This window comes from Mesorhizobium sp. M8A.F.Ca.ET.057.01.1.1 (assembly GCF_003952565.1).
In the GTDB taxonomy this organism is placed as follows: Bacteria; Pseudomonadota; Alphaproteobacteria; order Rhizobiales; family Rhizobiaceae; genus Mesorhizobium.
This window is the reverse complement of the sequence record NZ_CP034454.1, coordinates 2,343,941-2,368,000: the sequence shown is the minus strand read 5'-3', so window position 1 is coordinate 2,368,000 and position 24,060 is coordinate 2,343,941. Positions and strand designations below refer to the sequence as shown.

Here is a 24,060-nt window from a genome sequence, read left to right as displayed (position 1 = left end):
CCTTATCCCTGGGTCAGACTCCTGTGAATGCTCTCAGCCGCGTCGCGCCCCTGCGCTACGGCGGACACGGTGAGGTCGTCGCCACCGAAAATGCAGTCCCCGCCGGCCCAGACCTTGGCGAGCGAGGTGCGCCCTTCCCCGTCGACCTTGATGCGGCCGGCTTCGAGGTCGATCGATGCCCCGCTGCCGTTGAGGGCAGCCGGGACAAAGCTCTGGCCGATGGCCTTGAACACCTGGTCGGCAACCAGCGTCAGCGTCTCGCCGGTGCCAGCAAGCCTGTCGCCATTGAGCGCGGTGTATTCGAGTTCAATGCCCGACACCTTACCACCTTCGGCAATCACCCGCTTCGGCTGCAGCCAATGACGGATGGTAACGCCGTTGGCCGCCGCCAGGTCCTGCTCGAACTCGGAAGCGTTCATATGCTCCTGGCCGCGCCGGTAGCAGACCGTCACCTCCTCGGCGCCGAGCAGCTTCGACTGCACGGCGGCGTCGATCGCCGTCATGCCGCCGCCAATGACGACGACGCGGCGGCCGACCGGCAGCCCGGAGAGGTCGCTGGCCTGGCGCAGTTCGGCAATGAATTCGACCGCGTTGGTGACGCCGGCCGCATCCTCGCCATCGGCGCGCAGCGCGTTGACGCCGCCCAGCCCCATGCCGAGGAACACCGCGTCGTAATTGCGGATCAGGTCGGAGAGCTGGTAGTCGCGGCCGAGCGCCTTGCCGTTCTGGATATCGATGCCGCCGATCGCGGTGACATAGTCGACCTCGGCCTGGGCAAAGTTGTCGACGCTCTTGTAGGCGGCGATGCCGTATTCATTGAGGCCGCCGGCCTTCGGACGCGCCTCCAGGATGGTCACATCATGGCCATGGCGAGCGAGCCGGTGCGCGGCGGCAAGGCCGGCCGGGCCGGCGCCGACCACGGCGACGGTCTTACCCGTCGCTGTCGCGCGCGGATAAAACTGCTTGTTCTCGGCCATCGCGACATCGGTGGCGTAGCGCTGCAAACGGCCGATCTGCACCGGCTTGCCTTCCGCCACCTCGCGCACGCAGACCTCCTCGCAGAGCGTCTCGGTCGGGCAGACACGGGCGCACATGCCGCCCAGGATATTCTGGTCGAAGATGGTCTTGGCCGAACCGATCGGGTTGCCGGTCGAGATCTGGCGGATGAACAGCGGGATGTCGATCGAGGTCGGGCATGCATTCATGCACGGCGCGTCGTAGCAGAAATAACAGCGGTCGGATTCGACCAGCGCCTCGTGATGATCGAGCGGCGGATGCAGGTCGGAAAAATTGTCCGCGTATTGGTCAGCCGCAAGGCGACCGCCGACAATACCCTCTTTGAACTGACCCTGTGGCATTTTCAGTTCCCCATGTTTTCGTTTTGGGGAAGGCTAGCACGTTTTATTTTTTTATCAATTGGTCAATTTTTGAGGCAAGACATTGAAAAGGTTGAATAAAAATATGACAACTACGCTCAAGTTATTGACGGCGATGACGCTGGGATATGGCCGTCGTCCATGCCAATGCCGTGGATCGACCTGATCTCATCGGCGACCAATTGCTGCAACGTCCAGAGATTGCGGTCGCGGATGCCGAATTCCTCGAGATGGCTGACCGTGTTGTAAAGATATTCCGCCCCGGAGCCGACATGGCCGCAGGCCCTGGCCAGCACCCGTGCCACGGTTTCCAGCGGCTGCCCGAGCGAAGTGCCTCTGCCAGTCACCCCAACCCAGAAACCCAGTGCCCGCAACGGCCCTTGCGCCGTACGCACCGGAACCCACCTGACCGAAGCGACGCTCTCATGATCGTCGATCTCGCGCCGCAACAGTCTTTCGATCTGAGCAGTCTTCTCCCCTTCCGGTAACCGATAGATCACACCATCGCATCGGCCGCCGCGTTCGAGCGCCATCATCAGTCCAGGCTGCGCGACGCTGCCGCGCCAGCGGACCATGTCGATGCAGAACGAGCGGTGCCAGCCATGGGCGGTGGCGCGCTGGCGTTCGACGGACTCGAAGGCGGGCTTCCAGATCAGCGAGCCATAGGCGAACACCCATAGCGGCCCCGCATCGGCTTCATTGGACAGCCGCACCGAAAGGTCCCGAAAATCCTCATCGCTCAGTTGCGTCCAGCTGCCGCTAGGCCCGGGATCGGCCTCCTCGCGATGGCACAGTGCAACAAGCTCAGCTGTAAGTGACATCTGCCGCATGGATCGAGGCCCCCTTCCCGAAGCCAAGCAAAGGCGAAAATCGCAAGGCACGCAAGATTGCCAGAAGGCTGCGCCTTGCCGTTCCCGATTTCTAGCCCAGATGTCGGATTTCTGTCGTCGAGATCGTCCTAGGATGGATCGAACGACGATCGGTGCACAACGGTGAGGAGACCGACCATGCCAAAATCCCCGATGCCCTTCTTCTGGTACGAACTGATGACATCGGATCTCGACGCCGCCGAGGCTTTCTACACCGCCGTGGTCGGCTGGAGGGCCGAGCCCTTCGACAAGGCCGCAGGCATGCCGCGTTATATCGTCATGAATGTCGGCGAGCGTGGCGTCGGCGGCCTGATGACGATGCCCGAGGATGCGGCCAAGATGGGCATGCCGCCCGCATGGCTGGGCTATATCCACGCCAAAGATGTCGACGCAGCAACAGCGTCACTGGAAAAGGCAGGCGGTGCCGTTCACCGCCGGCCCGACGATATTCCAGGCGTCGGGCGCTTCGCCGTCGTCGCCGATCCGCAGGGCGCGACCTTCATGTTCCTGCAGCCGAACGGTCCGGACCAGCCCGTCCTGCCAGCCAGCACGCCTGGCCATATCGGCTGGCACGAACTCTACACGAGCGACTGGAAGGCCGCGTTCGATTTCTATTCCGGCCAGTTCGGCTGGGCCAATTCAGGCGAATTCGACATGGGGCCGATGGGCATCTACCAGACCTTTACCGCCGGCCCTGAATCCGGTGGCGGCATCATGAACAAGCCCGAGCAGATTCCGGTGCCGGTCTGGCAGTTCTATTTCAATGTCACCGGCATCGACGCCGCCGCCAAACGCGTGACCGACAATGGCGGCAAGATCCTGATGGGACCCATGGAGGTCCCCGGAGGCAGCTGGGTCGTGCAATGCCAGGATCCGCAAGGCGCGCATTTCGCTTTGATGGCGCCGGTGCGGTAAGCGCTACGCCAACCGCTGATACCACGCGCGCTGGCGTTGGCTCATTCCGGCGCCAGCACCGCGACCTTGAGGGTCTCTTTCTTGGCACCGCTGAACTGGACAGTGGCTGTGCCGGTCGCCAGCTTGAAGCGCACGCTCTTGCGGACACTGGGGCAAGTCTTGACGCCGCTATAGCCGGACGATTTCACGGCCTTGCCGTCCTGAATGACATCGATCCAGGCCTCGCCCGACAGGCTGATCTGAATGGCGCCGTCCGGCGGCACCGCCACGCTGGCGACGGCACCGAACGTGCCCTCCGCAGGGGCGCGTTCGGGCGGCAGCGCGAAGCCGGCCTTCTCGGCCGGCACCAGCGCCAGATCCGCGGCGGCACCCACCGCCAGCGTCGCTCCGGACGGTGTAGAGGGTGCCTCTGCAAACAGCGCCTGTTCGCGCGTCACCGGCCATTTGAAAGCCTCGCAGCCGGCGTCCTCGGCCACGGCGAGGCTGGTGCCCATAAGGATTGCGAACAGGCTGATGGTGACTTTTTTCATGGCGAGGGACCCACATGTCTGGAGTATTTACATAATCAATACAACCATGGCGATATAATTGCAACCGTAGCGGGCACAATATCAAAAGCCGGTCCGGGGAACATTTCCAATCACCAATTGTTGATGGCAGGCCGGGGGAAGTGAATGGTCCGTTGCCCGGTGATAATCTATGGCCGGCCGGGAAGCTGAAACGGAGTTTTAGATGAAGCTTTTCGATGGCCTCTCCAAATACCAGCCGCAGGCGCTTGGCGTGCTGCGCATCATGACCGCGCTGCAGTTCATCGAGCACGGCACGCAGAAACTGTTCAATTTCCCCGCCGGCGACCACGCCGCCGCCACATTGAGCGGACTGCCGCTAGCAGCCGGCATCCTCGAATTCGCCGGCGGCGTTCTGCTGGCGCTGGGCCTTTTCACCCGCCCGGTCGCATTCCTTCTGGCCGGCGAAATGGCGATCGCCTATTTCATCGCGCACTATCCGCGCGACTTCTTCCCCATCAACAACAGCGGCGATTCGGCGATCTCGTTCTGCTTCATCTTCCTCTATCTGGTCTTCGCCGGCGCCGGCGCCTTCGCGCTGGACAAACGCCGCAACGCTTGATCCCCCATCCGGGGGTGAGCCCTCACCCCCGCATCCGTTCGAAATTCGCATCGAACAGCGCAGTCGCCTGGATGCGCGCCGTATGCCGCTTGCCCAGCAACTCGATCTCGAAGCCGTCGCTCTCGTCGGCGATCTCCTTCGACACATAGCCGACGGCGACCGACTTCTTCGAATGATGGGCATAGCCGCCCGACGTCACCCAGCCGCGCACCGCGCCGCCGAACCAGATCGGCTCATCGCCGATCACGTCGGCATCGTCGGCATCGACGATGAAGGCGCGCAGCCTGAGCTTGCCGCCCTGCTTGCGCTCGGCCAGCGCCGCCGCCTTGCCGATGAAATCCGCGTCCTTGCCGTAAGCGACGAAGCGGTCGAGCCCGGCCTCCAGCGGCCCGTAGATCGGCCGGTATTCACGCCCCCATGAGCCATAGTTCTTCTCGAGCCTGAGCGCGTTGAGCGCCCGCGAGCCGAACAGGCAGATACCGAACTCTTCTCCCGCCGCCATCAGCGCCTGATAGGCGGCGCGTTGATACTCCGGCGCCACCCAGATCTCGTAGCCGAGATCGCCGGTGTAGCTGACCCGGCCGACCAGGCACGGCGCCATGCCTACATCCATTTTAGCTATGGCCATGAACGGAAACGCAGCATTCGATATGTCGGAGCGCGTGGCTTTCGCCAGCACGTCCCTCGCTCTGGGACCAGCGATCGACAGGCCGGTGAGCTTCTGCCCCAGCGCCTCGATGTGGACGGAGCCGTCGTCAGGCAGATGCTGTTCGAACCAGCGCATGTGATATTGCTCGGCAATGCCGGAACCGGCCAGGAACCAGCCCGCTTCTTCCCGATCTTGGGGGCCTAGATTGGCCAGCGTGAAATCGCCGACCAGCCTGCCGTCTTCCTTCAGCATCGGCGCCAGGGTCATGCGACCGGGCCTTGGCAGCTTGCAGGCGAGCATCCGGTCGAGCCATGCCGCGGCCCCCTCGCCCGTCACCTTGTATTTGGCGAAGCTCGATATCTCCGACAGGCCGACGCCTGAGCGTACCGCCGCCACTTCGGCGGCGACGTGGGTGAAGTCGCTCGAGCGCCGCCACGAGAACTCGTCCTTGACGCCTTCGGGCGCGTACCAGAGCGGCACCTCCAGCCCATAGGCGACGCCCCACTGCGCGCCCTTGGCCGACAACAGATCGTAGACCGGCGTCGTCTTCAGCGGCCGCCCGGCGGGCAGTTCCTCATTGGGGAAGCGGATCGAAAAGCGCCGGGAATAATTCTCGCGCACCTTGGCGTTGGTGTAGGCCATGGTCGCCCAGTCGCCGTAGCGGGCCACGTCCATCGCCCAGATGTCGGCGCCGGGATCGCCCTCGATCATCCAGTTGGACAGCGCCAAGCCGACGCCGCCGCCCTGGCTGAAGCCGGCCATCACGCCGCAGGCGACCCAGAAGCCCGGCAGGCCGCGCACCGGTCCGACCAGCGGGTTGCCGTCGGGCGCGAAGGTGAAGGGCCCGTTGATGATCTGCTTGATGCCGGTGTTCTGGAAAGCCGGGAAATGCCGGAAGCCAACCTCGAGCGACGGCGCGATGCGGTCGATGTCCGGCGCCAGCAATTCGTGGCCGAAATTCCATGGCGTCTGGTATTCGGACCACGGCTTGTTGGCCTTCTCATAGGTGCCCATCAGCATGCCGCCGCGCTCCTGGCGCAGATAGAGCTCGCCGTCGAAATCGACCGCATGGATGATCTCGGTGCCGGTTTTCTCATTCCAGGCGGCGACCTCCGGCATGTCCTCGGTGATCAGGTACATGTGCTCCATCGCCAGCACCGGCAGTTCGAGCCCGACCATGCGGCCAACCTCGCGCGCCCACAGGCCGCCGGCATTGACGACATGCTCGGCCGCCACTTCGCCCTTGTTGGTGATGACGCGCCATAACCCGTCGGGACGGCGTACAATGTCCTCGACCTTGGTGAACCGTTCGATCTCGGCGCCCAACTTCCGCGCCGCCTTGGCATAGGCGTGAGTGACGCCCGAGGGATCGAGATGGCCGTCCTCCTTGTTGCGGACCGCGCCGACGAACTGGCTGGGGTCGAGCAGCGGCATCAGTTCGGCCGCCTCTTTCGGCGAGATTTCCTCCAGCTCAATGCCGAGATAACGGCCCTTGGCGACGACGCCGCGGAGCCAGTCGAGCCGCTCCTCCGTGGCAGCCAGAAGCACGCCGCCGGTCAGGTGGACGCCGGTCGCCTGGCCGGACAGCTCCTCGATCTGCTTGTAGAGGTTGATGGTGTATTTCTGCAGCTTGGCGACATTGGGATCGCCATTGATCGTATGCATGCCGCCGGCCGCGTGCCAGGTCGAACCGGAGGTCAGCTCGTCGCGCTCCAGCAGCACGATGTCCGCCCAGCCATGACGGGCGAGATGGAACAGTACCGAGCATCCGACGACCCCGCCGCCAATGACCACGACCTTTGCATGCGATTTCATGGTTTTTCTCTGATATCAATGAGTTGGATGGGTGAGATTAACCGGGACGGGAAGTGCCGACGCTGAAATCACGGCTCGCCCTGCCCGATCGCTTCCTTGCGTCTGGCCACGTAGGCCTCGAGCTCTTCGCGCACGGCGATGTCCATCGCCGGCTCGACATAGTCTTCAAGCGCCTTCTTCCACAGCCGCGTCGCGCGCGCGGTCGCGTCGAGGCCGCCCGCCTCCTGCCAGGCCTCGAAATTCTGCCAGTTGGACAGCATTGGCTGGTAGAAGGCGGTCGCATAGCGCTCCAGCGTGTGCGGCTCGCCGAAGAAATGGCCGCCTGTCGGCACCGCACCCAGTGCCTCGACTGCAAGCTCGGCCTCGTCGACAACGATCGGGCGCAAAAACTCCATCATGTGCTGGATCATCTCGACGTCGATGATGAATTTCTCGAACGACGCCGTCAGCCCGCCCTCCTGCCAACCGGCGGCGTGGTAGACGAGATTGCCGTGGCCGAGCACCGCGCCCCACAGCGCCATCAGCGTCTCATAGGCGCCTTGCGCGTCGGCGGCGTTGGAAGCCGAGCCGGGCGTCGTCCGGTATGGCAGGCCGTAGCGCCGCGCCAACTGCCCCGAGGCGATGTTGGCCTTGGTGTTTTCAGGCGTGCCGAAGGCAGGCGCGCCCGACTTCATGTCAACATTGGAGGTGAAGGCGCCGTACATCACCGGCGCGCCCGGACGTACCAGTTGCGTAAGCATAACGCCGAACAGCGCCTCGGCATTCTGCTGCGCCAGGGCGCCGGCCAGCGTCACCGGGCTCATCGCTCCCATCAGTGTGAACGGTGTCACAGCTACCGACTGGCCGTACTCGGCCATCGTCATCAGCCCCTCGGCCATCATTTCGTCGAAGCGGCGCGGCGAGTTGACTGAGATGATGGTGGCGATGCCGGGATCGTCGCGCATCTGATCGAGCGTCAGCCCGCGCGAAATCGCCATCATCTCGATGCCGTCCAGCGCCCTGCCCCGGCCGATCGCCGAGACATGGAAACTCTTGTCGGTCAGCGTCAGATTGGTGAAGTAGGTGTCGAGATGGCGTGAGTTGGCCGGCAGTTCGACCGGCGCGCAGACCTGATTGCCGAGCATGTGGATACAGTTGAAATGCTGCGCCAGCCGGGTGAGATCCGCGTAGTCGCGCAGATTGCCGGCACGACGGCCGCGCTCCATGTCGTGCACATTGGGAGGACCGGCCACAAGCGTGAAATTGATGGTGTTGCCGCCGAGGTGGATCGACTTGGCCGGATTGCGCGGTGTCAGCGTGTAGGTGGCCCGCGTCGTCTTCAGCGCGTCGTCGACCATGCCGCGATCGACGCGCACATTCGCCGTCGCATGATCGACCGTGGCTCCAGCCTTCTCGAACAGCGACAGCGCCCGAGGGCTCATCACCTCGATGCCGAAATTCTCCAATATGTGCATCGACGCCTGATGGATTGCCTCGATCTGGTCGGACGACAACAGCGCCATCGGCGGATAGGGATTCGTCACCCGTCTGGGCGGCAACTGCGCGATGGGCGCTGGCCCCCTGTTGCTGGTGCGCTCGGCGCCGCGCTTGCGTCTTGGTTCGGTCATGCCGGCATCAAAGCTTCGGCAGCGCTGCCGGTCTGTCAGAAATACGCCGTTTGCCGGCGTGATTTTAGCCAAGGCGGCATTTTATGGACATCAATTTATAAAAAGCGACCGTTGCCGTCGGAATATTGATATGATGTTTTCTCATCTGCTCGTGCCGACGAAGCGTTAACGGCCGCAGCAAGATTCCCTTTATGATTTCGGCCTATTGCTCCTCCCATGCGTAGGTCGAGTTTTAGTAAAATTGTAGCGGTTTGCGCGCTGTTGGCGCTTTCGGCTTGCGCCACCGCGCCTAGCCACATCAACAATGTCTGCGCCGTCTTCGATCAGAACGACGGCTGGTTCGACAACTGGCAGTCGGCGGCCGAGCGCGCGTCACAGAAATACGGCGTGCCGGTGCCGGTGCTGATGGCCACCGTGCGCAAGGAATCCGGCTTCAAGAGCAACGCCCGGCCGCCGCGCACCAAGCTGCTCGGCTTCATCCCCTGGAAGCACGTCTCCTCGGCCACCGGCTTCTCGCAGGCGCTGGACGGCACCTGGTCGCAATATCAGAGCGAAACCGGCAACTGGTCGGCACGGCGCACGAAATTCGCCGACGCCGTCGATTTCGTCGGCTGGTATCATTCCAAGACAGCCGACAGCTACGGCGTCGCGCGCAACGACACCTACAACCTTTACCTCGCCTACTATCTCGGCTGGAGCGCCTATGGCCGCGGCAACCGTGGCGACGCCGGCGTACAAGGTTACGCCCGGGCCACCGACAAGATGGCCCGAGACTATGAAGCGCAGTTGCGGCAGTGCGGAAGCTGACACTCAGCCTGGGTTAGTGCCGCCTTGTCGTATCTTTCGGCTTTGAAACACCGGTTTCGGAAACCTCGTCGCGGACTTCGTGGCGACGGGCCCGCAAGACGGCATCCGCGTCCTCGGCAGCCTTTCCGGTCGCATCGGCTTCCGCATTGGCGTTTTTGCCGCTCGGGCGCGCCGGCGGCGAACCGGCAAAGCCTGGGCCTTCGCCATGCGCCGCATCCTCCGGCACGCCCTCATGTGCGGCGTGTTCCTTGTCGAACTTGATCACCGGCTCCATGGTCTTGAGCACGTCGTCGGAAAGCCAGCACAGGCTCATATGACCGTCGCCGAGGTTCTTGACCGGCGGCACCTTGGTCTCGCACAGATTGTCGGGCACCAGCTTCTTGTAGCCGCAGCGCGTCTGGAACGGGCAGCCGGTCGGCGGGTTCATCGCCGAGGGGATGTCGCCCTCCAGCACGATGTGCTTCTTCACCACGCTCGTGTCGGCAATCGGGATCGCCGACAGCAGCGCCTCGGTATAAGGATGATAGGGCGGCGCGAATATCTGGTCGGTCGTGCCTTGCTCGACGATATAGCCGAGATACATCACGACGACGCGGTCTGCGATGTAGCGCACGACCGACAGATCGTGGCTGATAAACAGCATCGTCGTCTTGTTCTTGCGCTGGATGTCCATCAGCAATTCGGTCACCGCCGCCTGCACCGAAACGTCGAGCGCCGAAACCGGCTCGTCGGCCACGACAACCTTGGCGTCGCCGGCAAAGGCGCGCGCCACGCCGATGCGCTGTTTCTGGCCGCCGGAAAGCTGGCGCGGCTTGCGGGTCTCGAAGGCGCGCGGCAACTTCACCAGGTCGAGCAGCTCCAGCATGCGCTTGCGCCGGTCGGCGACCGTCTTGCCGACATTGAATTTTTCCAGCGTGCGGATGATCTGCGACCCGACCGAATGGCTGGGGTTGAGCGTATCGAACGGATTCTGGAACACCATCTGGATCGACGACACGGTGTCGACGCTGCGGCTCTCGATGCCGGTCGACTGGATTTGCTTGTTGCCCAGCGTCACGGTGCCGGCACTTGCCGTCTCAAGTCCGAGCAGCACCTTGGCCAGCGTCGATTTTCCGCAGCCGGATTCGCCGACGATGGCGACCGTCTCGGATTCGCGCGCCATGAACGATATCGTCTCGTTGGCCTTGACGACGCGGCCCTCGCTCGAGCCGAACACCTCGCTGCCGCCGACCTTGTAGTATTTCCTGAGATCCTCGATCTTGAGCACCGGCGCGCCGGGCACGACCTTTTCGTTGACCTTCTTGGCGCCGGGCGGCAGCGCTTCCCAGTCGATCTCGTTGAAGCGTACGCAGCGCGAGAAATGGCCCTCGTGTCCGGCGACTTCGACCATCGGGATTTCGGCGGCGTTGCAGACGCCCTCGACGAAATGGTGGCAGCGCGGACCGAAATTGCAGCCCTTCGGCCGCTCGTGCGGCAGTGGCAATTGGCCGGGGATCGAGATCAGCGGCCGCGAGTTCTTGTCGGCGCCCGGCAGCGGGATCGAACGGAACAGCCCTTGCGTATAGGGATGGCGCATCCGGTCGAACACGTCCTTGATCTTGCCGGTCTCGACCGCCTCGCCCGAATACATCACCGTGATGCGGTCGCAGGTTTCCAGGATGAGGCCGAGATTGTGCGACACGAAGATCATCGAGGTGCCAAACTTCTCGCCGAGACCCTTGACCAGATCGACAATGCCCGCTTCAACCGTCACGTCGAGCGCGGTGGTCGGCTCGTCGAGCAGAAGCAGCGCCGGCTTCGACAGCAGCGCCATCGCAATGACGATGCGCTGCTGCTGGCCGCCGGAGAGCTGGTGCGGATAGGAGCGCATCATGCGCTCGGGATCGGGCAGCTTGACCGCGCGCACCATTTCGAGGGAGCGTTTGTAGGCCTCTTCCTTCGACACCTTGTCGTGGATCAGCGGCACTTCCATCAACTGCTGGCCGACCTTCATCGCCGGATTGAGGCTGGCCATCGGCTCCTGGTAGATCATGGCGATCTTGTTGCCGCGGATGGCGCGCAGCTCCTCGTCGGAGAGCTCGCCCATGTCCTTGCCCTGGAACTTGATCCTGCCGCCGACGATCTTCCCGATGTTGGACAGGTCGCGCATGATGCCGAGCGACACGGTCGACTTGCCGCAGCCGGATTCCCCGACGATGCCCATCGCCTCCCCGGGCATGACCGTGCAGGAAAAATCCATGACCGCCGGTATTTCGCCCTTGCGGGTGAAGAAGGAGATCGACAGGTTTTCGATCTCGATGATCGGCCCGTTGGTCGGCCCATTGGTCGGCTTGGCGGGATTTCGAACTGCCTCGTTCATGGGTCGCTCCAATCCAAATTGTACCAGACGCGGGTCAAGGCCCGTCAATCAGTCTTTCATCGATTGCTCGCGCAGCGAATCGGCCAACAGGTTGAGCCCCAGCACGAACGACATCAGCGCGATCGTCGGCGGCAGCGCCGGGTGGATGAAGGAGCGCAGCAATCGGCTGGCGTCCTTGATCGCGGTGCCCCAGTCCGGGCTCTCGGGCGCAAGGCCGAGGCCGAAATAACCCAGCGTGCCGAGCAGGATGGTGGTGTAGCCGATGCGCAGGCAGGCATCGACGATCAGCGGTCCGCGTGCATTGGGCAGGATCTCCCACAGCATGATGTACCAGGGCGATTCGCCGCGCGTCTGCGCCGCGGCCACATAGTCGCGCGTCTTGATATCCATCACCAGGCCGCGCACGATGCGGAACACGCCCGGGCTGGAGGCAAACACCACCGCCACGAAGATGTTGAGCTGGTTGGGATCGATGTGGACGATGTGCAGCGGGTCCCTGTCGAAGACGAGGCCAAGATAGATCCAGCCGCCGACGATGAGGGTGATGCCGAGCAGGATGTACAGCCGGTCCGGCCGGTTCTTGTAGCGTGTCCAGAACAACACGCTGAAGAAGATGATCGGAAACAGGAAGAACACGCCGGCCATGGCATAGGGGATCGGCGTGTCCATGATGCCCGGCGTCACCAGCAGGTAGAACAGCAGGATCACCGGGAAGGCCAGCACGAGGTTGGCCAGGAACGACAATACCGTGTCGATCTTGCCGCCGTAATAGCCGGCAGGCAGGCCAAGCGTGATACCGACCATCAGCGCGAAGCCGGTGGCCGCCGGCGCAATGATCAGCACGATCTGGCTGCCATAGACCATGCGCGAAAACACGTCGCGTGCCAGCTTGTCGCCGCCGAAGAGGTAGACGAGCCCCGATTGCGGTTCGATGGCGCCGGGCAGCGTGTCCTTCATGATCGGGATCTGGCCGAGCGGATCGAAAGGCGAGATGGTCGATGCGAAGATCGCCGTGAACAGCCAGAACAGGCAGATGCCGACGCCGACGATGCCGACGCCGCTGTCGAACAGCTGGCCATAGAGCGCCAGCTTCTTCCTGTAGAGGAAGCTTGCTCCCATGACGATGAAAAGCGCGACCCAGACCGGCCAGAAGCGCCACAGCACTTCGAGAATGATGGTGGAGGCGCCGATAGATTGAGCTTGCATGCGCCTTCTCCCTACTGAACCCGGATGCGCGGATTGAGGAATGCGTAGCCGACGTCGGAAATGAGCTGCGTGATCAAGACGATGAACACCGAGACCAGCGAACAGCCCAGCAGAAGATCGATGTCGTTGTTGCCGGCGGCCTCGACCAGCGTATAGCCAAAGCCCTGGTAGCGGAACATCACCTCGACGATGACGACACCGGTGAGTAGCCAGGGGAACTGCAGCATGATGACGGTGAACGGCGCGATCAACGCGTTGCGCAGCGCATGTTTCACCACCACGCCGCCGAAGGAAATACCCTTCAACCGGGCGGTGCGGATATATTGCTGCGTCATCACCTCGACCATTGAGGCACGAGTCATGCGGGCGATGTAGCCGATGCCGTAGATCGCCAGCGTCATCACCGGCAGGGTGAAATTGTAGAAGGTGATGCCCTGACTGGCCGACGCGGCCGAGCCGTTCAACCAGCCTAGCCATGAGGCGAAGATGACGGTGAAGATGACGCCCGACACATATTCCGGTGTCGCCGTCGAGGCGATCGAGGCCACCGAAAGCACGCGGTCGGTTCGCGACCCCTCGCGCATGCCGGCCAGGATGCCGATCAAGAGCGATACCGGCACCATCACCGCCAACACACAGAACATCAGGATCCCGGTCGCGCCAAGTGCCGGGAACAGCTTAGAGGCGACGGTCGTCTTGAACTTGGTCGAGCAACCGAAATCCCCTTCGAGGACGCCGGAGAAGGTTGGTACGGCCGGATCGTTGCAGAAAGTGAAACGCTGCGTCGGCTTGCCGGTCGCCGGGTCGGTCACCGGCTGCTTGGGCAGCAGGCCCAGCCACTGTCCGTAGCGGACGAAGAAATTCTGCCGGTAGCCATGGTTGATCAGCCAGTCCTCCAGCTGTTCGGCCGAAGTGTGCATTTCCGTCTGGCTGATCGCCAGCTTCTTCAGGTTGGGTTCGAGGTTGATCAGGAAGAAGACGATCATCGTCAGGCACAGCATCGTCAATGCCATGGTGCCGAGACGCCTGAGAACGAAAGAAAGCATGGCGGCCCCCTGCCGATGGGGTTGGGTTTTGAGCCGGCTTCAAAGCCTCGCCTGCCGTCACCGGCGGACTGGCCGTCAAACAGGCCCTCGAATGCGATCAACCCTGTTTTTATTGCATGGCCTTCCCGGGTGAGTCCGTATTTTTTGCGGACGAACCTGCAATGGCGACGCAGAGAGGGAGGGAAAGAGGCAATGCCCCTTTCCCCTGCCCGATCGATCAGGCCTGATCGAGCCAGACCTTGCCGTAGTCGCGCTCGAAGGTCGGATGCATCTTGTAGTTTTGCACCGCCTTGACCGAGTGGCTGTAGAGCTTGCGCCAGTAGGGCTGGATGATGATGCCGGAAGCCTGCAGGATCTGCTCGATGTCCTTCATCATTTCCTTGCGCTTGGCAGCGTCGGCAACGGCGAGTGCCGCATTGAGCTTGGCATCCCAGTCGGGATTCGACCAGCCAGCCTCGTTCCAGGCCTCGCCGGTGCGATAGGCGATGGCCAGAACCTGGACGCCGAGCGGACGCATGTTCCAGTTGGTCATTGACAGCGGATACTTCGTCCAGTCGTTCCAGAACGTCGAGCCCGGCAGCACCGTGCGCTTCACCTTGATCCCGGCCTCCCGCAGCTGGGCGGCGATCGCGTCGCCGGTGTTCTTGTGCCAGTCTTCGTCGACGGTGATCAGCTCGTGTTCGAAGTCGGCTTGGCCGGCTTCCGCCATCAGCGCCTTCGCCTTGGCCGGATCACGGGCAACCTTAGGCAGTTCGTAATATTCCGGATGGATCGAGCAGACATGGTGGTTTTCGGCGACCGAGCCGGCATTGCCATAGCCGAGCTGCAGGACGACATTGTTGTCGACCGCGAGCTGCAACGCATTGCGCACCTTCTGGTCGCCATAGGGCTTGTTGTTGACGTTGGTGCGGCAGACGATGGTCGAAGCAGTGACGATCTCCGACTTGACCAGGTCCATCTTGTCGAGGATCGACACATAGTCGGCCGACGTTTCGAAATTGGTGTGCACTTCTCCAGCCTCGAAAGCGCTGACCATGGCCGCCGGATCGGTGCCGTAGTCGATGAATTCGATGCCGTCGAGGAACACTTCGCCGTCCCACCACTTGTTGTCTTCGCGGCGCTTGTAGACGACTTTCTGGCCGACGTCGTAGGAGACGAGCTCGAATGGACCGGTGCCGATCGGGCAGTTCTTGAAGTCGCCGCCCTTCTCGTCGAAAGTCTTGTGGACGATCAGGCCGGGATAGTCGCACATGTTGGGGATGAGCGCGATGTCAGGCTTGCCGAGCTTGAGCACGACCGTGTGGTCGTCCGGCATGGTCACGGCGCTTTCGTCGAGCTTGTCATCCTTGACCAGCGAGCCGAGACGGCCGGGCATCGAATTGCCTTCGGCCTTCTTGTCGGCCCAGCGCTTCAGGTTGAAGACGACGTCAGAGGCTGTGAAGGGGTCGCCGTTGGACCAGGTCACGCCCTTGCGCACATGCAGCGTGTACTGGGTGGCGTCGTCGTTCACGTCCCAGCTTTCCAGCAGATAAGGGCGGAACGTATATTCGCTCGTATACTTGACCAGCGGCTCGAGCGCCTGGCGCTCGGCATTGGCAATTTCCGACCAGTCGGCCTTGCGAGGATCCTTGGGATCCTTGATCCACTGCGCGACCTTCAGCGTGCCGCCTTTCTTGCCTTTTACCTCTTCTGCCCTTGCCGGCGTCGGATCGGCGAGACCGAGAAGGCCGTAAGCCATCGCCGTCGAGGCGCCGAAGACGCTTGCCATGGCCAGGAATTCGCGGCGATCAACCTTACCTGCCTTGGCTTCTTCGGCCATGGCCAGGATATGATCCGGAACGCGATCGCCGTTGCTCTTATAGATTGTCATGACTAACTCCCATTGTTGGCTTTCCGCCGATTAACATTCCGCATCCAGGCCATGATGTCAAAGACGACGTGGATTGGGAACATGTTAGCGAATGTGCAACTTTGGAAGGGGGGCAGTTCGCGTGATAGCGACAGTCTTGGCGCAAAATTGCTAGTGCGCCCAGATTTCGCCAAAATCTCTTCGGGCGATTAAATTGAGACATTTGCACCGGTTACGACAGCGCCAGTCCAAGCCAAGGCAGGGGCCAGGCCGTCAATATTCCTTCTCGTAGAAGATGCCGCCCTTGGCTTCGCCGGCGTCCGTCGCCTCGCCGCGCAATTTGACGCCGCGCCCGACATTGAGGTCGATGGTCGCCTTGCCGGAACCCGGCTTGTCGCCCTTCTGGATGGTCACATAGGTGCGGTCGTTGAGATATTTGCCGGCCGAGACCGCCGTGCCGCCCTTGTCATCGGTGGTGACGTCGAGATCGTCGACGCCGATGGCGCTGCGCAGATTCTCCAGCAGCGACGTCGAGCCGCCGACCCCGGCCAATTGCCCCGCCGCTTCGGCCAGCTGCGCGATCTGCAGCGGCGACAGGTTCGACATCGACCGCCCGAAGATCAATTGCGCCAGCACTTCATCCTCCGGCAGCGCCGGCACCGAACTGAAGGTGAATTTCGGATTGGTCGCCTCGCCCGACACCACGATGGTGACGGTCGCGCCGGTCGTGGTCGTCGTCGCCGTCAGATTGAGGTAAGGCACCAGCGAGCCGGAGAACCCGACCGTGCCTTCGGTGAAGGTCAGCCGCTTGCCAAGGATCGACAGCCGGCCGCGCTGCAAGGTGAAGGTGCCGACGGCTTGAGGCGACGAGGCCGGGCCGGTCAGTTTGAGCGAGCCGCCGAATTCGGCGTCGACGCCCCTGCCCTGGATGAAGATCTGGTTCGGCGCATTGACCGTGACGTCGAGCGCAAGGCCGCTGCCGCCGCTCTTGCCGCTGGTCGTCGCCGGGCGCAGCGCCTTGTCCTGTGCCTTGACCGGACCCGGCGCATTCTTGTGCTTGACGTCGAGCGCCGAGAGCGAGCCCGGCAATTTGTCCGGAACCGTGATGACGGTCTTGGCCAGGTTGACCGTGCCGGCAATCGCCGGCGCCGAAGTCAGCGGCCCCTTGATCGTCAGGTCGCCGCCAAGGTTGGCGGTCACCACGCGTCCATCCGTGTAGCGGCCATCGGTGAGCTTGATCGAAAGGTCGGCCGGGAACCCTTGCGCCGGATTGATGCCGACCGTGCCGCTGGCCGACAGGCTGCCGCGCGTCGACAGCGTTCCGGTCAACCGATTGATCCTGGCGACTCCGTTGCCTATCGAGACATCGGCCGCGATATCGTTGACGGCAAGGCCGGAGCGTGCGTCGACCAGCCGCGCGCCGGAGGTTTTGACGCTGCCGCCGATCACCGGAGATGTCGCCGGACCGCGCACCTGGACATTCACACTGGCGTTGCCGGTCAGCGACAAGCCCTGCGCGGCAAGTTTCGCGCTGAGGAGGCCGAATGGCACGGCACCATTGAAGTCGAGCACCAGCGCCGGAGTGCCCACCGTCGTCACCGTGCCGCCGCCCTTGAGGCCAAGCCCGGCCCCGTCGCTGACATTGGCGTCGAAGGTCAGCTTGTTGCCGGCAAAGGTACCCGACGAGGCAACACTCACCGCGCCGACGCCCGCGCCACGGGTCTGCGACGTCTGCACGCCGGCCGCGTCGATGTTGAAGGCAATGGCGGGGCTCGCCGGTGGGCCCGTCACCTTTACCGTGCCGGAGATGGAACCCGCGGCATCGAGCCCGGGTGAGAAACTGTTGGCGAGCGACATCGGCACGCGCGCCAGCACTGCATTGATGTCGAGCGCCTGCCCGACCTTGCCGGTTACCGTCGCGGTGCCACCGCCAAGGTTCAGCACCAGCCTGTCCAGCGTCGTCGTGCCATTGGCGATGCTGACGGTCGAGGCCTGGGCGATGGCCGCCTTGATGCCCTGGACGGTCGCCTGCCCTGACGCAAGCTCGATGGTGGTGGTGCCACCGGCCACCTTCACGCGTCCGGCTGCCCTGGCTGGAATGCCCTTCACCGTGGCGCCGCCGGAGAAGCCGGTCCAGTCGCCGTCGCGTTTCAAATCGACGTCGATGCCGCTGATCACGGTGCCGCCCGATGTGACGGTGTCGGCGCGGATCTTGCCGGAGATGACGGGCGCGGCGAGATAGTTGGCGATCAGCGCATCTATGGAAACGGCCTTTGCCTGGAGGTCGCCACGCGTGATCGACGCGGTAGCCGCCTTGATGGCGACCTGAGGTGCCGCCCCGGTCTTCGAGAAGGCGATCGTGCCCCGCACGTCGCCTTCCGCCTTTTCCAGCGCCAGCGCGGCGAGCGGCCCGATATCGGGCAGGTCGAGCGAGATGGTGCCTTCGGGCACGAACTTGTCGTCCAGTGCCAGATCGCCTGAAATCCTGTTCTTGCCCAGCGACAGGAGCAGCCCATTGATGGCGCTCTTGCCGCCCGCCGTTGCCAGCACGGCACTCCCCTTTAGCGCCTGACCGGCGACATTGCCGGTGAGCTGGACATTGGCCGCCGGGTTGGCGGCATCGGCCTTGCCGGTAGCAGTGAGCTTCAATCCGGTGATCTCGCGCGATGCCACCGAGAGCTTGTCGCTGTCGATGGTAAGCGACAGGTCGGGCGCCATGGCCGGCCCTTGCGCGCTCAGCGCAAAAGCGATGGCGCCCGTGGCGTCCTTCGACAATCGCGAGATGTCGGTCAGCGCACCCCTGATGTCGGCGGTCACCTTGTTGTCGGCAAGGCTTGCCTGCCCGTCGGCGCTCAGCGGGCCCGAAGTGAGCTTCAGTCCACCTATGTTGAGATTGCCGTTGGGCTCGCGCTTCAGCGTGGCGCTTATCTGGGCGCGGTCGCCAAGCATGCCGCGTGCCGCCGCCGGCAAGGCCGACGATGGCGCATCCGCCTTCAGGTTGAGGTCGATGGCACCGTCACGCAGCGATACCTGGCCGGCGACCTGGCTGCTGAGCGCATCGCTTTTCAGCGTGCCGCTGTCGATGGCGACGGCGTCGGCGCTCAGCCGGGCGTTGAGCGCGGCCGTGACCTTGCCCGCGATGAGCGGCGCGATCGTTGGATTGTCGAGCCCAACCTTGTCCACCGACACCGTTCCGGAAACCGGCCCGGCGCGATTCCTGAGATCGAACGCATCCGAGTGCAGAGTGAGGGTAAGTCCGTCAACCTTCGCCGGGCTGGTGACGACCGAGGGCAGGATCGCGGAAAGGTCCAGCCGGGCATGCGTGCTTTCGCCCCCGACTTTGGCCGACACGGACCGGACCTCGATCTTGACCGGGCTCTCGGTGCTTCCAACCGTCAGCGGCAGGCTGGGGCCGGACGAGGTCAGATCGATCGCGAAATCGCTGGCCCCGTTCGGGTTGATGGTTCCGGCGGCCTGGCCGGAGACCTTGTCGCCGGAGAGGGTGGCATGGTCGAGGACGACGCCGCCGGCAATCGTGTAGCTGCCGGCCGCATCGACGGCGAGCGGTCCGAGCCCTGCCTGTCGGGTCTGGCTGGTCTCGGCGCCGGCCAGTTTTGCGTTGAACCGGACGTCGGGAGCGGCCGGCGCTCCGCTCACTTCAGCAATGCCGTCAAGCGTTCCGACGGCGTCCAGGCCCGGCGAAAACGCATTGGCAAGGGCGGCAGGCAAAGCGGAGACCTGCGCCGCGAGATCGAGCGTCTCGCCGGCGCTGCCCGACAGCGCCACCCGACCGCCGCCAACATCGAGCGCCAGCTTGTCGATATTGGCCGTGCCGTTGGCGATGGTCAGAGCCGACGGCTCGGCAATCGCCGCCTTGATGCCACGAACGGTGGCTTCGCCCGAAGCAATCTCGACGCTGGTGATGCCCTCGGCGATCTTTACCCGGCCGGCAGCGGTCGCGGGAATGCCCGCGATCGTGGCGCCGCCAGTGAAATTGGTCCAGTCGCCGTCGCGCTTGAGGTTGACGCCGATACCGCTGATTTCGGTGCTTCCCGACGTGACCGCATCGGCCTTGATGGTGCCCGACATCGCCGGCGCCTCGAGATAATTGGCGATCAGCGCATTGATGGCGATCGCCTTGGCCGTCACCTCGCCGCGCGCGACCGATGTGCTCCTGGCATCAATGGCAATGGAGGGTGCGTCGCCGTCCTTGGCAAAGACGATGGTGCCGTTGATGTCGCCGGTTACCGCCTGGCCAGCGAGCGCGGCCAACTGGTCGATTGCCGGCGCGGCGAGCGTCAGCGTGCCCAGGGGCATGAACTTGTCGTCGAGCGCCAGGTCGCCCGAGACCTTGTTGTCGCCCAGCGACACCAGGAAGCCGTCGATCGATCGCTTGCCCTCGCTGGTCACCAGGGCCGCCTTGATGTCGAGCGGCTGGTCGTTGACGGCGCCGGTCAGCGAGACGTTGGCGGAAGGGTTGGTTATGTCGGCCTTGCCGCTCGCGGTCAGCTTGATGGCCTTCACCGTGCGGCCCGAGGCGGTCAGGCTGTCGCTGTCGGCGCTAACGGTGAAATCCGGAGCGGTGATCGCGCCGGTTGCCGACAGCGCGAAATCGACCCCGCCGGCAACCGGCACGCCGACCGTCGGCGACAACACCGAAACGTCACCCAGTTTGCCCTTGATGTCGGCCCGGATGTCCGTGCCTTGCATGCTGGCCGTACCGCTGGCGCTGAGCGATCCTGAAGTGAGTTCGATCGAGTTCGCGGCGAAAGATCCCTGCGGATCGCGCGATGCAGCGGCCGAGAATTTCACCCGCCCGCCGAGCACCGAAGCGATCTGCGGCGGAAACGCGGTCGCCACCGCATCGGCATTCATTTTGAGCTGCATCGACATGTCGGCCAGTGTCACCGTCGCCGTCAGCGACGCATTGAGCGCATCGGAGCGCAGCGTACCCTGATCGATGGCAATAATGGCGTCCTTGCTGATCGAGCCGGCCAGATCGACATTCACCTTGCCGGTGATCAGCGGCGCCAACGTCGCGACGTCGGTTTTCAGGCCGCCCGCCTCCAGCTTGACGGCAACCGGGCCGGCGCGATTCTGGATATCGAAACCGTCGGAATGGATTTGCGCCGCCAGATCGTCCAGCCGCGTTCCGCCGACGACGATCGAAACGAAGGAGGCGCCGATGTCGACGATCGGCGCCTTCCCGTCGCCGAAGGCGCGTGCGGTGGCGTTCTTGATCGCGAGCGTGATCGGCTGCGCCTTGCTGCCGACGCTGATCACCACGGGCGGGCCCTTGGCGGCGAGTTCGACCGAGAGATCGCTGGCACCGGCAGGATCGGCAATGCCGGAGGCGGTGCCGTGCACCGCATCGCTCTCGATGCTGGCGCGATCAACGGTGATGCCGCCGGCATTGGTTGCAGTGCCCGCGACATCGAAGCTGGTCTTGCCGGCAAACAGCGGCTTCAGGTTTTCCGGCAGGAAGCGCGCAAAATCGCCGTCGCCCTTGGCCTCGACATGATTGCCCTTGTCGGTGAGCTGGTGACGGCCGGTGAGTTGGGTGACGATCTGATGGTCGACGAGGAAGGTGCCGACACCGCTCCAGTTGGCAAGCGGCCCGCTGCCCGAAACCACGATATCGACCGGCGGCACATCCGGCAGCTTGAGCAGGTTGGCAATGATGCCGCCGGCCGGCTCCGACGCCTTGAGGCCGAGGTCCAGCTTGTTGTCGGCGGGTGCAAAATGGATCTTGGCGTCGACATTGCCTTGCTTGCCGTCGTGACGGGTGACGTTAAGCACCGTCTGGACCGCCAGTGGCGCGGCGTCGGCCTTGAGCATTCCCTTGGCTGCGAGCTCGGCGATGCCGCTGCCGGCCAGCTGCTCGCCGAGCGCGATTTCCGGCAGGTCGATCTGCTTGATGTCGATGGAGACCGGCAGCGTCGTCGTGCCGCCCTGCGCCGGCGGCTGCGAACCGGCCACCGGCAGGCGCGCCAGTTCGATGCGCCCGGCGGCGATGCGGTCGGCGCTGAAGCTTTTCGACAGCAGCGCCGTCGGCGACCAATCGACGGCCACCTTGCGCGCCACCAGCCAGGCGCCCTCGCGATCCTCGAGCACGACATGGTCGACGCTGAGATTGCCCGACCAGATTCCGTCGATGCCGCTGACGGTGACCTTGCGATCGTCGCTCGAGGCGAGCCGCGAAATGATGCCGGCGAGATTGTCGCGCCCACGCTCGGTCTTGGTCAGGACAACGAGCGCGCCGATCGCGCCCGCGACCGCGATCAGCAGCGTGTAGAGGACAATGCGAAGGATGCGCCAGACCGTTTTCATCGTCAGAAGGCCTGGCCAATGCCGGCATAGATGCCGAAATGAGGGTCGCCGGGATCACGGTTGAGCGGCACGGCCGCGTCGATGCGCAACGGCCCGAACGGCGTGACATAGCGCAGGCCGACACCGGCGCCGACCTTGACGTCGGAGAAGTTGGGAACCGACTTCGTCGATACCGTGCCGGCATCGACGAAGGGAACGATGCCGATCGTGTCGGTGACGGCAATGCGCATCTCCACCGAGGTCTCGAAGAAGGACAGGCCGCCGATCGGCTGGCCGGTGAAATCCTTGGGGCCGATGCCTTGATAGGCATAGCCGCGCACCGAGCCGCCGCCGCCGGAATAGAAGCGCCGGTCGGCGGGCACGTTCTGCAGCCCGGTACCGACGATCGAGCCGATGGCGACACGTTCAGCCAGCACGAACTTCGACGCGGTATCCAGCGACTGATAGGCAGATCCCTCGCCCTTCAGCTTGAGGAAGGCCGCACCACTCAATAGGTCGTAGCTCGGCTCGGCATAGGCGAGCACCCTGAAGCCCCGGGTCGGATTCAACCTGCTGTCCCTGTTGTCATAGACATATTGCAGCGGAATGCTGGCGATCAGGTAGGTGTGCTTGCCGAAGGCGTCATGGATGCGCGAATAATCGAGCGCCACCTCGGCCGATACGGTCTGCTTCTTGTCGAGTTCGTAGGACAGGCCGGTGCTGCCCTTGACCGAGAAATGGTCGTACGCGTCGGGATGCTCGAGCACGGTCTTCACGCTGGCGAAGAACTTTGACGCCGGTCCGACCACGCCGGGTTTCTCGAACATGATGCCGGCATTGTAGTTCAGCTCGGACAGATTGTTGCTGCCTATGCCGCTGATGGCGCCGTCGATGCGCAGCTTTTCGGCGTGGCCAAACAGGTTGCGGTGCCCCCAGTAGCCCTCGAGGCCAAGCCCCTCGGTGTTCGAGAAAGTGCCGCCCAGCCCGAAAAAGCGCGGCTTGCGCTCGCTGACCTGGACGCCGATCGGAATGTTGCCGTCCGCGTCGAGCTTGTCGGCTTCCTTGAACGTCACGCTGTTGAAGACCTCGAGCGCCAGCAGCCTGTCGCGCGCGTCGCTGATCTCCTGCGGCGAGTATTGCCTGCCGCGCTTCAACCCGGTCATGTATTCGGTGAAGTCCCTGTCGACCTTCTCGGTACCTTCCACGGTGGTCGCGCCATAGCCGGCGACCGGCCCGGCTGCGACCGTCAGCGTCACATCGAGGGTCGATGTGGCATGGTCGGCGACGATCTGCCGGTCGGTCACCTTGGCCAGCGGCCTGCCCTGCTCCTTCAGCGTCCGCACGATCAGCGCCTCGGCCTTGAGCACCGCGCCCGATCCGGCGTCGCCGCCAGATATCAGCCCATAATCGGCGCTCATCAGCCCCGCCGCGTCGCCCTCCAGCCGGATGTCGCCAAGGGTGAATTTGGGGCCTGCGGCGATATTGATCGACACAGGGATAGGCTGCGGCCCCTTGAACTCGGCGTCCGGCGGCAGTTCGTCGAGCGGCTTGCCGTCGATGGTGATGGTGACGACGCCTTCATAACGGGCATCGGCATAAAGTGCGGCGACCAGCTGTTCACGGTCGCCGCGCGCCTTGGCCATCAGCCCGAGCGAACCCGAAACGGGCCGGTCCTCGTCGCCTTTCAGCGCCGAGGCGTTTTCGAGCTTCTTGACGAGGTCCTTGTCGGCGTCGGGCGCGGAGATAGTCACCGCGTAGCGCAGCGGATCGACAATGTCGGCGTCCTCGTCGCTGGACGATCCCCACAGCTTGATGCCGAAAAGCTCGAACGCGGCCACGGACCTTGATTCGGCGATCAGCACCGTCCCGCACATCATGGCCAAAAGCAGGGCGCGCGGAAGCACGCGCCCTGGCGCGGTCCCTCCTGACATCTGCTTTTCATGCGCCGGCATTAAGACAACCTAGGTTACAAAACTAAAATTGGAATGAAGTTCTGAAGCGCTCGTAAAGGGGCCACAATCCAATTGTCTGAAATAGGACGGGCTTGGAATTCACACCTTCTGCGTTTTCGCAAGAAAGCGTGATCCCCTTCCCGTGGAGGTTACTGTCCGCATACCGGTCCTTG

The 24,060-nt window shown here is 63.7% G+C and carries 14 protein-coding genes; 3 read left to right on the top strand and 11 right to left on the bottom strand.

All coding sequences use genetic code 11. The annotated features are described in order from the left end of the window. Positions 1–2: 2 nt before the first annotated feature. Positions 3–1,358, bottom strand: a complete 1,356-nt coding sequence (locus EJ077_RS10925) for an NAD(P)-dependent oxidoreductase (protein WP_208701880.1) — start codon at positions 1,356–1,358, stop codon at positions 3–5. 116 nt (positions 1,359–1,474) lie between these two features. Next, positions 1,475–2,206: a gamma-glutamylcyclotransferase gene (locus EJ077_RS10920; RefSeq protein WP_208701878.1), complete on the bottom strand. Its 732-nt coding sequence runs from the start codon at positions 2,204–2,206 to the stop codon at positions 1,475–1,477. Positions 2,207–2,383: 177 nt separating this feature from the next. On the opposite strand from EJ077_RS10920, the gene EJ077_RS10915 reads away from it, so the two are divergent. Next, positions 2,384–3,160 (top strand): VOC family protein, encoded by a 777-nt coding sequence (locus EJ077_RS10915; protein ID WP_208701876.1) that lies wholly within the window; start codon positions 2,384–2,386, stop codon positions 3,158–3,160. Positions 3,161–3,201: 41 nt separating this feature from the next. Here the strand turns inward: EJ077_RS10915 and EJ077_RS10910 are convergent, their stop codons facing one another. Next, entirely contained in the window at positions 3,202–3,690 is a 489-nt protein-coding gene (locus tag EJ077_RS10910) for a hypothetical protein (RefSeq protein WP_208701874.1), read from the bottom strand. 202 nt (positions 3,691–3,892) lie between these two features. Here EJ077_RS10910 and EJ077_RS10905 point away from each other — a divergent pair, with 202 nt between their 5' ends. Continuing rightward, the gene (locus tag EJ077_RS10905; RefSeq protein ID WP_208701872.1) at positions 3,893–4,288 is read left to right on the top strand and encodes a DoxX family protein; all 396 of its coding nucleotides are present in this window, start codon (positions 3,893–3,895) and stop codon (positions 4,286–4,288) included. Between the two features lie 22 nt (positions 4,289–4,310). Here the strand turns inward: EJ077_RS10905 and EJ077_RS10900 are convergent, their stop codons facing one another. Beyond that, positions 4,311–6,752 (bottom strand): GcvT family protein, encoded by a 2,442-nt coding sequence (locus tag EJ077_RS10900; protein WP_208701870.1) that lies wholly within the window; start codon positions 6,750–6,752, stop codon positions 4,311–4,313. Between the two features lie 68 nt (positions 6,753–6,820). Beyond that, positions 6,821–8,359, bottom strand: coding sequence for a trimethylamine methyltransferase family protein (locus EJ077_RS10895; RefSeq protein WP_208701868.1), 1,539 nt, complete (start codon positions 8,357–8,359; stop codon positions 6,821–6,823). A gap of 216 nt (positions 8,360–8,575) precedes the next feature. On the opposite strand from EJ077_RS10895, the gene EJ077_RS10890 reads away from it, so the two are divergent. After that, entirely contained in the window at positions 8,576–9,166 is a 591-nt protein-coding gene (locus tag EJ077_RS10890; RefSeq protein ID WP_208701866.1) for a transglycosylase SLT domain-containing protein, read from the top strand. Positions 9,167–9,179: 13 nt separating this feature from the next. On the opposite strand, the gene EJ077_RS10885 is transcribed toward EJ077_RS10890, so the two are convergent. The 6 genes from EJ077_RS10885 to EJ077_RS10860 form a co-directional block, all read right to left on the bottom strand. Next, positions 9,180–11,525, bottom strand: coding sequence for an ABC transporter ATP-binding protein (locus tag EJ077_RS10885; RefSeq protein WP_208701864.1), 2,346 nt, complete (start codon positions 11,523–11,525; stop codon positions 9,180–9,182). Between the two features lie 48 nt (positions 11,526–11,573). After that, positions 11,574–12,731 (bottom strand): ABC transporter permease, encoded by a 1,158-nt coding sequence (locus EJ077_RS10880; protein ID WP_208701862.1) that lies wholly within the window; start codon positions 12,729–12,731, stop codon positions 11,574–11,576. Positions 12,732–12,742: 11 nt separating this feature from the next. Then, entirely contained in the window at positions 12,743–13,777 is a 1,035-nt protein-coding gene (locus EJ077_RS10875; RefSeq protein ID WP_127277963.1) for an ABC transporter permease, read from the bottom strand. Between the two features lie 217 nt (positions 13,778–13,994). After that, entirely contained in the window at positions 13,995–15,647 is a 1,653-nt protein-coding gene (locus EJ077_RS10870; RefSeq protein WP_208701859.1) for an ABC transporter substrate-binding protein, read from the bottom strand. A gap of 252 nt (positions 15,648–15,899) precedes the next feature. Beyond that, the gene (locus tag EJ077_RS10865) at positions 15,900–21,956 is read right to left on the bottom strand and encodes a translocation/assembly module TamB domain-containing protein (RefSeq protein WP_208701857.1); all 6,057 of its coding nucleotides are present in this window, start codon (positions 21,954–21,956) and stop codon (positions 15,900–15,902) included. A gap of 2 nt (positions 21,957–21,958) precedes the next feature. Further along, positions 21,959–23,887: an autotransporter assembly complex protein TamA gene (locus EJ077_RS10860; RefSeq protein WP_208701855.1), complete on the bottom strand. Its 1,929-nt coding sequence runs from the start codon at positions 23,885–23,887 to the stop codon at positions 21,959–21,961. Positions 23,888–24,060: the final 173 nt, after the last annotated feature.

Coding starts and splice junctions, on each gene's coding strand:
- EJ077_RS10875 (WP_127277963.1), bottom strand. CDS start 13,777: ATGCTTTCTTTCGTTCTCAGGCGTCTCGGCACCATGGCATTGACGATG.
- EJ077_RS10880 (WP_208701862.1), bottom strand. CDS start 12,731: ATGCAAGCTCAATCTATCGGCGCCTCCACCATCATTCTCGAAGTGCTG.
- EJ077_RS10870 (WP_208701859.1), bottom strand. CDS start 15,647: ATGACAATCTATAAGAGCAACGGCGATCGCGTTCCGGATCATATCCTG.
- EJ077_RS10865 (WP_208701857.1), bottom strand. CDS start 21,956: ATGAAAACGGTCTGGCGCATCCTTCGCATTGTCCTCTACACGCTGCTG.
- EJ077_RS10910 (WP_208701874.1), bottom strand. CDS start 3,690: ATGAAAAAAGTCACCATCAGCCTGTTCGCAATCCTTATGGGCACCAGC.
- EJ077_RS10915 (WP_208701876.1), top strand. CDS start 2,384: ATGCCAAAATCCCCGATGCCCTTCTTCTGGTACGAACTGATGACATCG.
- EJ077_RS10890 (WP_208701866.1), top strand. CDS start 8,576: ATGCGTAGGTCGAGTTTTAGTAAAATTGTAGCGGTTTGCGCGCTGTTG.
- EJ077_RS10860 (WP_208701855.1), bottom strand. CDS start 23,887: ATGCCGGCGCATGAAAAGCAGATGTCAGGAGGGACCGCGCCAGGGCGC.
- EJ077_RS10895 (WP_208701868.1), bottom strand. CDS start 8,359: ATGACCGAACCAAGACGCAAGCGCGGCGCCGAGCGCACCAGCAACAGG.
- EJ077_RS10920 (WP_208701878.1), bottom strand. CDS start 2,206: ATGCGGCAGATGTCACTTACAGCTGAGCTTGTTGCACTGTGCCATCGC.
- EJ077_RS10905 (WP_208701872.1), top strand. CDS start 3,893: ATGAAGCTTTTCGATGGCCTCTCCAAATACCAGCCGCAGGCGCTTGGC.
- EJ077_RS10885 (WP_208701864.1), bottom strand. CDS start 11,525: ATGAACGAGGCAGTTCGAAATCCCGCCAAGCCGACCAATGGGCCGACC.
- EJ077_RS10925 (WP_208701880.1), bottom strand. CDS start 1,358: ATGCCACAGGGTCAGTTCAAAGAGGGTATTGTCGGCGGTCGCCTTGCG.
- EJ077_RS10900 (WP_208701870.1), bottom strand. CDS start 6,752: ATGAAATCGCATGCAAAGGTCGTGGTCATTGGCGGCGGGGTCGTCGGA.